Origin of the sequence: Candidatus Contubernalis alkalaceticus (assembly GCF_022558445.1) — a bacterium.
GTDB classification, from domain to species: domain Bacteria; phylum Bacillota; class Dethiobacteria; order SKNC01; family SKNC01; genus Contubernalis; species Contubernalis alkaliaceticus.
The window spans coordinates 980797-995964 of record NZ_CP054699.1 but is presented as its reverse complement, the minus strand read 5'-3'; the positions used below and the strand labels follow the sequence as shown (position 1 = coordinate 995964).

Here is a 15168-nt window from a genome sequence, read left to right as displayed (position 1 = left end):
CGTCCATATATTGCCAAATAATCATTGCTCTCCAGATTTTATTGAATATCAATAGTTTCTAAAATATTCTATTTTTGTGCTCACAATTCCTTGTAAATTTTTGTAACATTTTGTTAAATAATTTATTTTTTTTTAATCATATTTTGTCTTAATAACAGTTTTTAAAAATAATTCCACATATTTTGTAATACTTTTCAATTTATTTTCTTGCGATAAGTTTAATATTTAATTATCCAAGCATGTATTAACTAATTATAAGTATAAGAAAAGTTCATAAGAATCAGTTTTTCAGCAAAAAAACCGGTCAAAGACCGGTTAAAAAAAAGAGCCAAGAGAAGTTTAATTCGTGCGTTTCTTTAACAGTTTATCAGATGCTTATAACAAGAATGTCCTTGCTGCTTTAATGGCAATATTTATAAAAATTACTTTAATTTTCTTACTAAAACCTACCCCTTCTTTTTTTATTCCTTCAATAGCATCAAAAAAAGCTTCTGTTGATGGTGCAGCAATGACAGAATCTATTACCTCACTTTCAATATAAAATTTTAAGGTAGAATCTTCTATTCCCCCAGAAACAAATTTAGAAATAGCGGCATCTCCACTGGAAACTACTCCAATTACCTCTGTTTGGTCCCCTGAATATTCGATATAGAAGTTAATCCTTTCATTACTAAAAAATGTTTTTATCACGCCAGGGATTAAATCAATATTCTCATTATATAAGTCAACATAACCGTTTATTTGATTATAATAGCTGTCAACATCGTTAAAAGCTTCCTCCTCTAACTCCTCCGCTGATAATACAGCCACCGATAGAAGAGACAGCATCATAAAGGCCAGCAGCACGCACATACATTTAGTTTTAGCTCTTGTTGCCATTGATTCTTCCTCCCTTGTTTGTGTTATATGGTAAATAATTCAAATGCTCACATCCATGCAAATAGTCACTTAGGGGATTACAGCCAAGTTTTTAAAATCCTACCATTTCCCCTTACTATAACACATCTTTTAATATTTTCAAAGAAAAATACTTTTTAAAAAGTTTTCATCAGCTTAAACCCCTTATAAATATCAAAAAAAAAAAACCGGGTTTTATCCGCCCAAAAGGATTAAACCCGGTCTCCATATTCTTAGCTTTCTAAATTCCTTGTTATCCTATTATCTCTCTATTTTTCCTAACTAACAGAATCCCTGCCATAATAACTAAGATGCCGGCGAAAACACCAGCATAAGGGAAGCTGTCCCCTGCTGTCCGGGGAAGAACCTGCGTAGGTGCAGGAGTAGTCGGCGCGGGAGTGGTAGGCGCAGGAGTGGTAGGCGCAGGAGTGGTAGGCGCAGGAGTCGTCGGTGCAGGAGCCGGGGCAACTGCAGCAACGGTTCCGAACAAACCAAACAGACTAAAATCTTCCAATGTAACCCATATCTGATTGCCTACTATTGTACCATTAAGCTTGTCCCAATTCCCAGTACCAGTATTAAACCTATAAAGGTCCAAAGAATCTTTGCTCATCCCAGCGGGCAGAGCAGGAATGTCTACTTTAACCACAGCTTGTACTATTGTTGGGCCTCCTCCTTCTATCAGGATAGTCGGGTTCTCATTATTTACAGTCACTTCCCTCTGCTGCAAAGAGCGCTCAATGTTCATGAATAAACCCGCCGGCTCTAAACTTGGAGGCGCAGCTTTATCTGATACTGAAAAACGGCTTAAGGTAATATTTCCATCAGCCTCTCCATCCGTTGTCAGATCAATGGTAACCCTTCCATCGTCGAAGGTCACTGTTGCCTGGTTGTTCTCTGTCACAAAACCCTTTGTCTCTTCAATAGTAAAGGTACCCGATGCTACCTCCTTACCATCAATGATAGCCTTTACGGTATATGTTCCTGGAGCTCTTGCTGCATCATTTTTCCAGGTATTGTTTCCCCAGTGAAATGAATCAACCCAACCTGGATCCACATAGTGAGCAACGGTAGTAGTATCTACTAAAGCCCCCGCATGCCAGTACTCTGTTACAATGTTAAAATTAACCCTTGTTCCTGGAGAGGCATGTGATATTTCCAAGCGATATGCACCGTTTTCGTTAATAGAGTAACTTACCACAGTGGCACCTAAAGAAGAATAAGCTGCCGCAACTGACACTGCCATTAAAGAAAAAATAAGACAAAACATTAGACAGAATATCAAGTAACGTGGTCTCTTAAAATTATTCTGTGTCATAATTTACCTCCTTAGAATTTTATTACCTGTAAAGCCATGCTAAAAGTGCTTGAAACCACCTCCAATACCAATTTCTTAACCTAAAAATCTAAAACCCTTACCTTTTTAATCTTGAAACTCATTATTTACCCAATTACCACTTTGAACTGTACCATCAGGATGAGTCAATGTGCCCTCCCCATGCTGCCACCCTTCTCTCCACTGTCCAACATACTGCGCACCGTTGGGCCAGGTATAAGTACCCTGTCCATGACGAAGGTCATCTTTCCAGGACCCGACATACTGGGAACCATTAGGCCAAGTTTCTGTGCCTTGTCCATTTCTTCGGTCATTTTTCCACTCCCCGACATACTGGACTCCATTGGCGGAGATAAAGGTGCCATGTCCACTTTTTTGTCCTGCCTCCCAATCACCCTGATAGGATTCTCCATCAGGGCCAGTCCATATACCCTCTCCTTGGGGAAGTCCATCCTTCCAAGTTCCTTCATATTCATCACCTTCAGGCCCCAGCCAAACACCTTCCCCGTGGGGGCTCTCTCCCAAAAGTTGTCCGGTGTATTGGCCCCCCTCATAATCAATGGTTCCCTGCTTTTCCTCCAGCTGAACACCTGGAATATTTTCCTCATCTTTGTCATTTTCACTACCATCGTCATTAATAATAGGAGGAAACTGCTCCCCAGGAGAAACAGCGTCTTGAGAGGGGGGATGGCCCTTTCCGTTCATAAAAATAAAAACAAATATCAATAACAACAATCCCCCCACTACAGCAGCAATCAAAGGTATTGAATTCTTCTCTTTCCACGATTTTTTTGCCCCTACTTTTCCCGGTGGAGATGATCCCTCCACCTCCTGCACTTCCAAAGAATCCTCTTGGGCTGTTTTAGAAGAATCCAACGGTTCATAATGCCCCGATGTCTCACCTAAAAGCGCACTCTGGAATTCCTTCACCGTTTGAAAACGGTCTGCGGAACGGACTGCCATGGCCTTCAGCAGCGCCCGCTCCTGGATTTCTCCAATCTCTAACCCCAACTGAGAAGGCGGTACCAGGGTATCCTCTTCCAAACGGTCCAGGGACTCCGGAGGCATCTGCCCGGTAATGACCCTGTACATGGTTGCTGCTGCCGCGTAAATATCTGTCCAGGGCCCCTGAATGCCCTTACTGCGATACTGCTCCTCCGGTGTAAACCCGGGTTTTAAAATAATTGATAAGCTGCGGCCCTTTTCTCCAATGGACTGTCGGGCTGCACCAAAATCAATGAGAATCACCTGGCCCTTTTTGTTGATAAAAATATTGTCCGGTGAAATATCCCGGTGCAAAATATCCACGGCATGAACTTCACTCAGAGCATCTAAAACCGGCATCATAATGGCCAGCACCCTATCATAGGGCAGTTGATTATCTGAAGCTTTAAGGTACCCCTTTAAAGTAACACCCTCGATATAGCTCATTACAATATATGCGGTCTCATTGGCTTTAAAAAAGTCCCTTACCGACACAATACTGGGATGACCCTCAAACTGGGCTAAAGTCCGGGCCTCCTGTAGAAACTTCTCCAGCCCGTATTCATACTGGCTGCTTAAATTACCGGTGTAAGCGGATACCTGACTGTGGCCCGCCGCACGGGTAGCCAGGTCCTGTGGATAATACTCCTTAATAGCCAACTTGAGATTAAGGTTGATATCCCAGGATAAATAAGTAATACCAAAGCCGCCCTGGCCCAGAGCCCGACCGATTAAATACTTTTCGTTTAAAATAGTTCCAGGCGTTAAGTGTACAGGGGACTCCGGGGGCGTTCCTTCAACAAACCCACAGTGAGGACACCCAGGTGCATCCCCCTTCTCCTCAAAACAGCCCAGACATAAATGATGAAAATCCACTACCATCACTCCACTTTTGTTTCAAATAGTTCTCCGGGTTGGGCAAGATAAAAACGCTCTCCCCAATTCAATTGATACTGCTCCCCAGGAAAAAGCCTCTCACCGGAGGATAAATAGGTGCCGTTGGAAGAAGAGTCCTCCAATATAAACTTCTGAGCTGCTTCATCATACATTACCGTACAATGTTTCCGGCTGATCTCCTCCTGAGAGGTTGGATAAACCAGTTGTGATGAAGAATCACGGCCAATTACTAACCGCCCCCTCACCAAATCAAATCTCTGCCCGGCAAATTGACCGGAAATTCCCATGATAAAAGGCCTGGGTTTAAACTGTTCACTGCCGGCAGGCGGTACTGCCGCCGCTGATCTTTGGCCCTGTCCTCTCCAGATAAAAAATACTATCAGGCCTAATATAATTACTGCCCCCGCAGCCAACCCAATTACGGGCAAACTACCTCCCTGCTTCGGTTCTGGCTGCAGTTCTGGCACGAGCTCCTGAGGCTGCTCCACCAGTTCTGGATCCTCAGTCCGCTCCAAATCCCTTTCCGCGGTAACAGCAGTATCGGAAACAGTAACGTTGCAGTATGCAGTTAACGTATCATCTTCAACTGCTCTAATGACAATACGGGCCTCACCGGCCTTTTTAGCCTTTACCAATCCATTTGCATCCACAAAAGCAACAGCAGGATTCGTTGATGACCAGGTGAGCTGCTGATTGGTAGCGTCCCGGGGTTCCACCTGAGCCTGAAGCCACAACTCCTGGGAGGGGGACAGGGTAATCTCTGTTGTCTTAAGGCTTATACTGGTGACAGGTACTATAACCTCAACCTGACAATCTACCCTTTTCCTGCCTTCTTCAGTGATAACAGTTACAGTCGCCCTTCCTGGAGACAGCGCCTTGATCTCAGCAGCATTACGATAAGCAGGGATATCCCCCAAGTCCGTCACCTGAATCACCATAGGGTCACTGGTAGACCAGCTTATCTCCTTGTTTGTTGCGTTGTTGGGTGAGACAACCGCATAAAGAATTTCTGTTGAGCCCGGCTCCATAATCAGGCTGTTGTGGTTAAGCCTGACCCCGGTAACCCGCACCTCCGTCTGCGCCAGGCTGGAAGCGGGATAAAGAATGAATAATAAGATAATAACTAACACCAAACAAAAAAGTCTCCACCGCATTTTTTTACACCTCTCTTATTCGCCTAGGAGCCTACATAATAATCGTTTTCCCAGGTGCCCCTCCGGACGGATCCATCGGGGTTGGTCATCGTTCCTTGACCGTGTTTCATACCATCTTTCCACTGGCCGACATATTTTCGTCCACTGGAGGTGCCGATTTCACTAAACCCCGATGACTGGCTTTTCTGCTGGTAAACCAAGGTACCCTGCCCATGGGGCAAACCATTTTTCAGCTCTCCGGTATACACCCCACCATCATACTCAATAGTACCGAATTCAACAGTAATATCAATGGAATCTTGGGCATTACTGATATCACTTACGCCAATCCCCTGGCCTTGAACCTGGGTATCAGGCTTCCCTCCGCCCCACAACATAACGGCTGCATAAGAAAGAATTAGAATACAACATAATCCAAGGGCTGCTGCAATTAATATTCTTGTTCTTGAAGTTTTATTATTAGAAGAATTGCTATTCCCTGAAATATTTTCATTATTACCCCTTTGACTATTCATATCTGAGGAAGCATACAAAAACTTTACTACCTGCCCCTGATCAGTTAGAAGTCTGTCACCTTCAAAATATAAACTTACCCCACTTAACTGAATCACAGATGATGGCGCTAATTCTAAATCTTCTGCAGCCGGCACCCCATTAACAAAGGTTCCGTGGGTACTGCCAAGGTCGACAATATACCATTTTCCAGAATCATAATATAAACGGGCATGATGACGGGATACAGTGGCATCACTAAGAATTACATCATTATCTGGTGCCCTGCCAACATTAATCGTCTCAGCAAAAGCATCATTCTTAAAACGTTCCATCACAGGTATATTTTGTATGCCAGGGGAAACGTGACTTTCGGTCATTATCCCAAAAGTATCTGCGCCACCGTAATCCTCGAGAGTTTGTGCCTGGGCAAACTCAACCTCTTCCTCTTCATAGATTAGAGGTGGAGACTGTTCTGCTTTCCCTAGAGCTTCCTGGAATTGGGCAATAGTCTGGTAACGATCTTCCGCCCTTACAGAAAGAGCCTTCAGCAGTGCCTTCTCCTCTCCAACTCCCAGCTGCACCCCAAGCTTTGAGGGCGGAATTATAGGGTCATGATCCAACCGATCCAAAGACTCAGGAGGCATCTGGTGTGTAATGGCCTGGTAAAACGTAGCTGCCACCGCATAAATATCTGTCCAGGGTCCTTGGATTCCCCTACTTCTGTACTGCTCCTCCGGAGCATAGCCCGGCTTTAAAATAATAGAAAGGTTCTTGGCTTTTTCTCCCAGGGCATGACGAGCAGCCCCAAAATCCAGAATAAGAACCCGTCCTTTCAAAGTTATAAAAATATTATCCGGGCTGACATCCCTATGCAGCATCCCTGCACTGTGAACTGCCCGAAGAGCATCCATTACCGGCATCATGATCTGTAGAGCTTCATCAAAGGAAAGCTTAGAGCCCTTTGATTTTAAATAATCTTTCAGGGTGACCCCTTCCAAATAATTCATAACCAGATAGGCGGTACTGTTGGCTTTAAAAAAATCCCTAACGGAAACTATATTGGGGTGCCCTTCAAATTTAGCAAGGGTTTTCCCCTCTTCAAGAAATTTATCCAACCCGTAGGAATACTGGTCCTTAAGGGTTCCGGAATGAATAGAAATGGTGCTGTAGCCGGCTTCACGATAAACCAGCTCCCGAGGGAAATACTCCTTAACTGCCAGCTTCAGGTCAAGGTAAATATCCCAGGCCAGATAAGTAATTCCAAACCCCCCCTGGCCAAGAACCCTACCCAGCAAATATTTTTCATGTAAAACAGTCCGCGGTGGCAGATGCACAGAAGATTCAGGAGCAGTACCCTCCTCAAAGCCGCAGTTGGGACAAACTATAGAATCTTCTTTTATTTCCATGCACCCCATACACAGCTGATTTAAATCCATCTCACTCACCCTATATTAAAGACTTTACAAATATACTATGATTTCTACGGCTAATCACTAACCGGTTATTCCTCTTCTTCTTTTTTCCATTGGAAATTTTCGCTGCAGAAAGGCACAAACATTAGACTGGTCTGCCCCAACTCAATGACATCAAAAGATTTCAAAGGCTCTGGGGTAATCACCTCTTCATCATTTAAATAAACCAGGCCTTTGCTGTCCCCAGGGAATAACCTGAAAGAATTATTTTTAGGATTATAGCTGACCACCGCATGATTTTCCCGGGAAATGGTTTCATCTTCAGCAATACAGATATCCATTTTTTCTGATCTTCCAATAAAGTTTCTTTCAGAGGTAATACGGTAATCCCGACCTCTCTCAGGGCCTTTTACCGACACCAACCAACCGACCACGGGATCTATACCTAACTTCTTGCGAAATATCCCTACAGTTTTCCCTTCTTCTGCCCCTTGGGACCCCCCTTTAGGCCTGGTTACCCCGATATTTCCACCGGTAGTTCCCGGCCTTTTGGCCATAGTTTTTTGAATATCTATATCAAGGCTCTGTACCCCACAAAATGGACAGGAGGTATGCTTCTTTGAATCATAATAATGCCCATTGGCACATCTTGTCAGCGGCTCCATATTTCGTTCCCTCCAATACTAACTAGTTATAACTCTGGTAATAACCTGAGCAGCATATTTAAAAACTTTCTACCATAACCGCCAAAGCAGAGTAATTATCATGATTGGCTTTTGCTCTTTTACTTAATCTTTTTTCCATGGATGAAAGCCAGGCTTCAGGACTCCTGGACACTAGCAGGTCTTCTTCCATCTCCGGCTCCAGGACATATTCCCAGAATCCATCACTACAGAGCAAAAATGAATCTCCGTTACTTACGTCAACCGGCCTTTTTAGAAAATCGATACGGGATAGATCATCGCCATCAAAGGCACGGGTAAGCCGATTTCGATCCTCGTGATAGCGGATTTTCTCAGCCGAGATTTCCCCACTACTGGCCAAACGCTGAGGAACACTGTGATCCTTCGTTTGAAAGGCCAGCCTTCCGGATTGGAAATAATACAACCTGGAGTCTCCAATATGTGCCCAAAACACTTTTTTAAAATCGGACAAAAGCACCACCAGGGTGGTCTTCATGGAAAACTTGCCCTGTCGTTTTTTCTCTGCAATAAATGCCTGACGGGCATTTTCCAGGTAATTTACTAAATGTGCTCCAGAAAAACCAGGAGCAGCCGCAAAAGCTTCCAACAGCTTCTCCCCTGCAATGCTGGCGGCCAGTGCTCCTCCCTTATGCCCCCCCAATCCATCTGCTAGAAAATAACAGCCAAACCCCTCACTCTCCATAAAAGAGCAGTAATCCTCATTTACTTTTCTACCGCCGGTTTTTGAAATAAACGCAGTCTGAAATTTCATGGCTGCTACTCCATTTTTAATTCAAAAACTTCTTTAGAATCGGCGACATAAAAACGCTCTCCTGAATTTAAATAATAAGGCTTCCCAGGCTCCAGCCTCTCTTGAGAGGACAAAAAGGTTCCATTGGAAGATGAATCCTCTAAAATAAACTTTTGAGTTCTTTCATCAAAACGAACCGTTGCATGCTTTCTGCTTATTTCTTCGCAGGACTGAGGATAAACCAGCTGTGCCAGCCTGGGATCCCGCCCGATAATCAGCTGACCTCCTACCAGTTCCATGGTCTGCCCGGCAAATTGACCAGATATCCCCTTTAAAGAAGCTGTGGGCTGAACTTTCTTTGCTTTGGTCACCGGGTCTAGAGCAGGTTCAGTCCTTGCCCGAGTTACCGGTGCAGATACCCGTTGAGTAACCGGTGCCTGCATTTGAGGCTGTGGCGACGGTGCCGCAGGAACAACTACTGCAGGCTTACTCTTCCCTTTGCTTGATAGAACAACAGCTAATACAACTATTAATAGTGCAGCAGCACCCAAACCAATATACAAGAAGTTGATTCCAGAATCATCTGATACAGGGGCTGCTGCCTCCGGTTCAGGCTCCGGAGCGGGTGGAGGAGGTTCCGGAGTGGTAGGTTCAGGCTCCGTCACCGGTGGCGGGGCTTGACCGGCAGCATTATAAGGAATGCCTCTCCTAGATAAAACTTCAATAAGGTAATCCACCTGCACAGAACCGGCAACGCTGTCCACCTGACCATCAGGATCAACAAACTTCCAGGTATTGACTCCAACCACCTGACCGTCTTTGTTTAAGAGAGGGCCCCCTGAATTTCCAGGATTAATAGAGGCATCCGTCTGGTATAACCCGGTGCCTCCAAAGGTAGTTACTTTACTTATGATACCTTTGGTAACCACCGTGTCCGTGAAATATGAGGTCATAAAATCACCAAAGGTGGCAGCGGGAAAACCTACGGCCCAGACTTCCTCCCCTGTGGTAACCATATCCCTGGTAGCCAGCTCTAAGGGCACATAACCATAGAGCAAATGCTCCGGGTCTATCCTTAAAAGTGCCATATCGGTCATAGGCAGACTGACAAAAACCCTGGCCGGAACAAGGTCATCAGATGAAATCCATATTTTAGTTTCCACCCTACCTACTCCGTACATAGCCGGGTCTACTACATGCCAGTTGGTAACCACATATTCAAAGGGCTCTCCGTCACCCACCACAAATCCTGAACCCCAGCCCAGGAAATTGTCGTTTGCATCCCATGCGGTTACACGTACTACACTTTTTTGCGCATCCTCGATAGAATTCTGTGCCAATACTGTTCCATTGAAAACCATCACAAAAACCAGCACAAGTAAAAGCATAATTGTGCGGGAAACTAAAGCGTTACTTTTCAACATCTCTCATCTCCTTTAATACTTTATTATTGTATTTAATTATTACTCTCCACTGCCTGACAGAACAAAACCACCACAGTAATATTATCCTGATGACGTTTATTTTTTAAGAGAGCCTCCCTTACCAGTTCTTCGGCAATATTCCATTTGGTGTTTTTAAAAACTGCAGCTATCTCCTCATTTGATAAAGTATTATACAACCCATCACTGCAGAGAAGCACCGCATCTCCCGGAGCCATTATTAATGGACCATTACTTCGATCAATTTCCGGAATTTCCGGCAAGCCCAGGTAACTGGTTAGAAAACTTCCCTCGGGATGATTTTCAGCTTCACTCCTGGTGATTTTTCCATTGTTGACATCTTCAATCAATTGGTTCATAAAAATATGGTCCCTGGTCAACTGGGTTAATCTGCCCTGTCGAAAATGATAAATACGGCTATCTCCCACAGAGATCCAATGCAATTCATCCTTGAAAATAACCGCTGCTATCAGGGTAGTACCTATATCCAGTTCCAGACCATCTTGATATGCCAGGTCAAACACTGAATTATTAGCAACCTTGAGGGCCCGTTCCAGGCAGTGGGAAACAGGTTCATGGCGGTCCTTTAACGTAAACTCCCTTAAAAAGGTTTGTACCGCTACCCTGCTGGCTTCTTCCCCCAGGGACAGTCCCCCCATCCCATCGGCCACCACCGCCAGGACCCCTTTTTTATCCACCAGCTCCAGGTTCTCCAGGTCGGAAAAAGCGAAGGCATCCTCTTGATTTTCCCGGAAACCTACATGCTGGCAGTTATAAGGAACCGGTTTAAAAGAGTTATTGGCAGCCACGGAAATGGTTTTTGGTATTTTCTGCTTCTGCTTATTTTTTTTCTTACGTTTGAACCATAAAACCATGATTAAAAAAATCCCCTTCTATGATTAATTGTAAGAATAGTTATCTATGATAAAAATTAGTTATCCTGTAGCGGCATGCAAAAGCCCCTTTATCCCTAATAAACTTAAAGTTTAGTTTAGGGCTGCCGGTTCAAAGGAAACATCCAGCGAAATCCTGTAAAGCTCTCCGTAAAGAAGAGAAGAGACCGCTCTAATATAAAATCCCAGCACAACTAAGATAATGATACCCACAAAAGGTATGAGTGAAAGCATTGCCAGCATAAACCACATGGCTGCCAGTAACAACAAAACAGCAGCATACCGTGCCCCTACCGCTTTTATACGAGAAGCTATAAAGCTTATTTGAAAGGCACTGCTGAAATGTCCGGTAGCGGCAAAATGAGCCCAGGACATAGGCAGGAAAAAGAGGCAGAGCAGAAACAGTACCAGGCTCAGCATTAAACCTGCTTCCGGCAGCCCGGGGACATTACTTGTCTGCCGAACCACCCGTATGAAAAACCATATACTCATAAAACCTGGGATAAATAAATAAATCAGCTGCACCAGCCAAAATAAAAATCCATTAACCAGGAGTTCTGTCCAGCTGTCCCATTCCGGTAATTCCATCATGCCGGTTGCGCTGTCTTTCATCAGACGGTAGCGGTAACCGTCTACCAAAAAGTGTGCCAAAGGAATCGCGGAGAAAAGGGCACCAATTAATAATTTTATATAACCCCTATCAGCAGCAAAAGGAATCTTTAAAACCTGGGCCAGTGATAAAGGAACTGTTTTTTCAGCTGTCCATAACAGTGTAATTGTGGAACTACCTACCCGAAAAGAATCATTGGGGTTCAACAGCACCGCTTCTTTAATCCGGCTTTTATTAACAAAAGTGCCATTGGTGCTCCCCATATCTTCCAGCTGAAAAGCCCTGCCTTCATATAAGGTTAGCCGGGCATGGTGGCGGGAAACATCCCCATCGGACAGCACCAATCCGCACCGTGATGGTTCACGCCCGATAACAATAGAGCTGCCGCTGAATCCTACTTTAACCCCCTGGTCAGGACCTTTGATTACTTGCAACTGCCATGCCATACCCTTCCTCCTTTTATATTTAAGTGAACGTAAACACTTTCTGTAAGAATTCGTTTTATGGCCTGTTAAAAAACCACTGTGGATCTTTAAATGGTTCACCTTGTTCCGGGACCCATCGTTCTTCGTACATATAATCTTCTCCGAAATTGTATTTCATGATAGTGTCTATTAAATTTCCAGCGGGAACAATCGACAGAACCGTTTCTTTAAAAACATTTCTATACTTCCCCTCTTCCCATGCTTTCACTGCATCGTACATCCCCCCCGCCGATTTGGGAGCCAAAGCCTTAGCCACATCAAACTGGAATTTTGCAATATGGTACGCGGCACTCAATTCATGCTCTTGCCTTGCCCTTATGTCTGCATATTCAGGGCTTTCCAACCACTTCTGAAAAACAGCCATGTCTCTTTCCGTATGATTGGGATGTTCTACATGTGCACTATTAAAGCCCGGTGGGCGCCAGGAACTTCTTACTACAAATGGCTTGTAATCTACGATATTATCAGGGTCATTTTTAGAACGGGCAAATATGGCAAAGGTACCGTGCTTATTTTTTTCAATTCTTACCTGCGCCAGCTCATTGTTGGAAAATATAACATCAGCCAGTTCCGGGTTTGTGGAATACCACTCCATATCTTCGGTATAGCCAGTTATATGTCCATCTGGAATTTTTACGTCAATTTCAAACATTTGTGAGTCAAAATATCTTGATTTAAATTGTTGTGTTTCCGTTTCCAGAGTCATAAATTCATAACGACTTCTAGCTTTCTTACTCTCTTCCAGGATTCGCCTGTACTCCTCTTCCATTTCTTTTAATTGGTCGTCTGATTCCTCAAGACCTGAAGCAGGCGGCACCACATTAACTGTGCAGGTATCTTTATGCCCACCATCCACAGTGATAACGGAAACTTCCGTGCTTCCCTCACTCTCTCCCCTGACTGTTCCATCCTGGTCAACGGAAGCTATGGATGGGTCATCTGAGTTAAAAATCACATTCTGATTGGGAGCATTCTGCGGCAAAATTCTAGCCGTAAGTTTTTCTTCAGACCCCACCGTCAGAACCACCTGATTTGTATTCAGCTGAACACCAGAAACACGGGTGCCGCCAGGAGGCTTAGTAGCAGGAGATTTATCAGGGCAAGGTGTCGGACAAGGTGTCGTTGTGGCAAAATAGATTATAGAATTTTTAGAAGTGCCATTACTATAACTGTTTTTTGAGTATGCAAAAACAAAAGGACTAGAAACTGTTAAAAAAAGGATAGTGATTATTAAGAAAATGAACAGAACCTGCATCTTCTTAATCCTGGGTTTCATTTATAAAAAACCCCCCTTTTTTTATTTTAATCCTAATTCTTCAAAAAAAAAGCATTCCTTTTATAACTTGTTAAATGATAACTAATTATGAAACTTTCTTTTTAATTATACAATCTTTATCTTTTCACCGATATCACCCTAAAAGGTGATTTTCCATGAAACCCTATCTATAAAAGACTTTTTTGCTTTCTTATTATTGAAGTTTTTCATGTATAACATTTTTTTGGGTATGCGAAAAAAAGGGAACAGCCGTTTGGCATCCTGCCTCTGACAGAAATTAAACCAACCGGCCGCATGGCTCCTCAAAGGTTATTTTCCATTAATTTATCAGTTCTAGACAATTATCGTAAAATCCCTCACATATCAATCAACTTTAGAACAGTCGTTGAAATTTTAAAATAGCTGCTATTTTTCCAAAGCCTTCATTATTTTATCCACTGAAAGCATTCCATTGTCAATAATAATTTCATCGCCATCATCCAGGGTAATAATTACACGCTTGTTAATTAAACTCTTCTTGGCTTTCACATTTTTTATTCGTTCCCGGGGCAAAACCAGGTACTGCTCCTGATCTATCCCATAAAATAATGCTTTATTGGCAATAGCTTTCAAGGACATATCAAATTTTGACAAATAAATTAACTTTTTATTGGTAATAGTTAAATCTCCAACGAATCGTCCAATGTCTGTTAAAATAATATTGGTAGTCCATGTTCCCAGTTCAGTTTCATCAGCGTCCAACGGATATTTGCATTTTGCCATAATCTTCACCTCTCCCTCATATTTTATAAGTTTAAACAAACTAATTGATGCACTACATCCTTGACAACCTGAATTAATCAGGAAGGTTTAATATTATAACCCCTAAGGGTTATGTGATCACCTCCCTAAATATTCTTATAATTACAGTATAGTAATACCGGCTGCATTGAACAATTGAGAAATCTCATTGATTTTTTAATCATTATTTAGTGTGATTATTAAAATTATAAAGAGGTTTTAATCACCTAAAATTAAAATCTGAAATTATTTCAGCCAAAGAAAGTGATATATTTCATTTTATTAAGAGATATTTTCCATTGGACAGCAAACAAGCAGGTAAAAAAACCACAGACGTTTAATTATTAAAGAAAGTTCTCTTTAAAAAGTGATAACCTTCATGAAACCCTTTTAGGAAGGAGATTCATAAATGATAAACATAATAATTGCCGATGACCAACCCATGTTTTGTGAAATGCTTGCTCATTCCCTGGGAATAAACGGTGATTTTAACGTGCTGGGAACAGCTTCCCATGGACTTGAAGCCGTAGAACTTTGTGAGTCTTTCCAGCCTGATATAATCATTATGGATATTAAAATGGATATATGTGATGGCGTAGAGGCTACAAAAATAATTAAAAAACGCTTTCCAGACATCAAAGTTTTAATACTTACCAACTTTGATGATGGCGAAAACGTATCCCAGGCAATCAAGGCTGGAATTGACGGGTATATTGTAAAAAATTCAAATATAAATGAACTATACCGTGCAATTACCGATACCTGTCAGGGCCTTAAAGTTTTTGATCGAAATTCCTTCCGAGCCATATCAGAAAAATACGCCCAGGTAGAACCACCAAGTGATAAATCCGAAGATATATTATCAGAAGAACATGACGTTCCCTTTAATAAGACTGAATTAGAAATATTAAGACTAATTGCCGTAGGCACCACCACTGCTGGCATAGCCAAAAATCTCTACTTATCCACCGGGACTGTTTATAATTATATTTCCAGGATGATGATACGCCTGGGTTTTTCTGACAGAGTGCAGTTGATTGCTTATGCTTTGAGAAACAGAATCATCAGATAGG

The 15168-nt window shown here is 42.8% G+C and carries 13 protein-coding genes; 1 reads left to right on the top strand and 12 read right to left on the bottom strand.

Annotated features, from left to right (window positions below):
- Positions 1–375: 375 nt before the first annotated feature.
- The 12 genes from HUE98_RS04765 to HUE98_RS04710 form a co-directional block, all read right to left on the bottom strand.
- Positions 376–879 carry a hypothetical protein gene (locus tag HUE98_RS04765; RefSeq protein WP_241422720.1) on the bottom strand — a complete coding sequence of 168 codons (504 nt, stop codon included), beginning with the start codon at positions 877–879 and terminating at the stop codon, positions 376–378.
- Positions 880–1150: 271 nt separating this feature from the next.
- Entirely contained in the window at positions 1151–2215 is a 1065-nt protein-coding gene (locus tag HUE98_RS04760; RefSeq protein WP_241422719.1) for a hypothetical protein, read from the bottom strand.
- 105 nt (positions 2216–2320) lie between these two features.
- Entirely contained in the window at positions 2321–4093 is a 1773-nt protein-coding gene (locus tag HUE98_RS04755) for a serine/threonine-protein kinase (RefSeq protein ID WP_241422718.1), read from the bottom strand.
- 5 nt (positions 4094–4098) lie between these two features.
- Positions 4099–5244, bottom strand: a complete 1146-nt coding sequence (locus tag HUE98_RS04750) for an Ig-like domain-containing protein (protein ID WP_241423503.1) — start codon at positions 5242–5244, stop codon at positions 4099–4101.
- A gap of 47 nt (positions 5245–5291) precedes the next feature.
- Positions 5292–7199 (bottom strand): FHA domain-containing serine/threonine-protein kinase, encoded by a 1908-nt coding sequence (locus HUE98_RS04745; protein ID WP_241422717.1) that lies wholly within the window; start codon positions 7197–7199, stop codon positions 5292–5294.
- 65 nt (positions 7200–7264) lie between these two features.
- Positions 7265–7840, bottom strand: coding sequence for an FHA domain-containing protein (locus tag HUE98_RS04740; protein WP_241422716.1), 576 nt, complete (start codon positions 7838–7840; stop codon positions 7265–7267).
- Positions 7841–7898: 58 nt separating this feature from the next.
- Positions 7899–8630 (bottom strand): PP2C family protein-serine/threonine phosphatase, encoded by a 732-nt coding sequence (locus HUE98_RS04735; protein ID WP_241422715.1) that lies wholly within the window; start codon positions 8628–8630, stop codon positions 7899–7901.
- 5 nt (positions 8631–8635) lie between these two features.
- Complete coding sequence (locus HUE98_RS04730) at positions 8636–10033, bottom strand: trypsin-like peptidase domain-containing protein (RefSeq protein WP_241422714.1); 1398 nt, start codon at positions 10031–10033, stop codon at positions 8636–8638.
- Between the two features lie 32 nt (positions 10034–10065).
- Complete coding sequence (locus HUE98_RS04725; protein ID WP_241422713.1) at positions 10066–10926, bottom strand: PP2C family protein-serine/threonine phosphatase; 861 nt, start codon at positions 10924–10926, stop codon at positions 10066–10068.
- Between the two features lie 111 nt (positions 10927–11037).
- Complete coding sequence (locus HUE98_RS04720; protein ID WP_241422712.1) at positions 11038–12000, bottom strand: DUF4013 domain-containing protein; 963 nt, start codon at positions 11998–12000, stop codon at positions 11038–11040.
- 55 nt (positions 12001–12055) lie between these two features.
- A complete protein-coding gene (locus HUE98_RS04715; protein ID WP_241422711.1) occupies positions 12056–13315 on the bottom strand; it encodes an Ig-like domain-containing protein in 1260 nt (419 codons plus the stop codon).
- A 405-nt stretch (positions 13316–13720) separates the two neighbouring features.
- A complete protein-coding gene (locus tag HUE98_RS04710; RefSeq protein ID WP_241422710.1) occupies positions 13721–14077 on the bottom strand; it encodes a hypothetical protein in 357 nt (118 codons plus the stop codon).
- 427 nt (positions 14078–14504) lie between these two features.
- Here HUE98_RS04710 and HUE98_RS04705 point away from each other — a divergent pair, with 427 nt between their 5' ends.
- The gene (locus HUE98_RS04705; protein ID WP_241422709.1) at positions 14505–15167 is read left to right on the top strand and encodes a response regulator transcription factor; all 663 of its coding nucleotides are present in this window, start codon (positions 14505–14507) and stop codon (positions 15165–15167) included.
- The last annotated feature ends 1 nt before the right edge of the window (position 15168 follow it).

Bases quoted from the DNA above. Each gene is read 5' to 3' on its own strand.
- HUE98_RS04760 (WP_241422719.1), bottom strand. From the start codon at position 2,215: ATGACACAGAATAATTTTAAGAGACCACGTTACTTGATATTCTGTCTA.
- HUE98_RS04710 (WP_241422710.1), bottom strand. From the start codon at position 14,077: ATGGCAAAATGCAAATATCCGTTGGACGCTGATGAAACTGAACTGGGA.
- HUE98_RS04725 (WP_241422713.1), bottom strand. From the start codon at position 10,926: ATGGTTTTATGGTTCAAACGTAAGAAAAAAAATAAGCAGAAGCAGAAA.
- HUE98_RS04745 (WP_241422717.1), bottom strand. From the start codon at position 7,199: ATGGATTTAAATCAGCTGTGTATGGGGTGCATGGAAATAAAAGAAGAT.
- HUE98_RS04720 (WP_241422712.1), bottom strand. From the start codon at position 12,000: ATGGCATGGCAGTTGCAAGTAATCAAAGGTCCTGACCAGGGGGTTAAA.
- HUE98_RS04740 (WP_241422716.1), bottom strand. From the start codon at position 7,840: ATGGAGCCGCTGACAAGATGTGCCAATGGGCATTATTATGATTCAAAG.
- HUE98_RS04705 (WP_241422709.1), top strand. From the start codon at position 14,505: ATGATAAACATAATAATTGCCGATGACCAACCCATGTTTTGTGAAATG.
- HUE98_RS04735 (WP_241422715.1), bottom strand. From the start codon at position 8,630: ATGAAATTTCAGACTGCGTTTATTTCAAAAACCGGCGGTAGAAAAGTA.
- HUE98_RS04765 (WP_241422720.1), bottom strand. From the start codon at position 879: ATGGCAACAAGAGCTAAAACTAAATGTATGTGCGTGCTGCTGGCCTTT.
- HUE98_RS04730 (WP_241422714.1), bottom strand. From the start codon at position 10,033: ATGTTGAAAAGTAACGCTTTAGTTTCCCGCACAATTATGCTTTTACTT.
- HUE98_RS04715 (WP_241422711.1), bottom strand. From the start codon at position 13,315: ATGAAACCCAGGATTAAGAAGATGCAGGTTCTGTTCATTTTCTTAATA.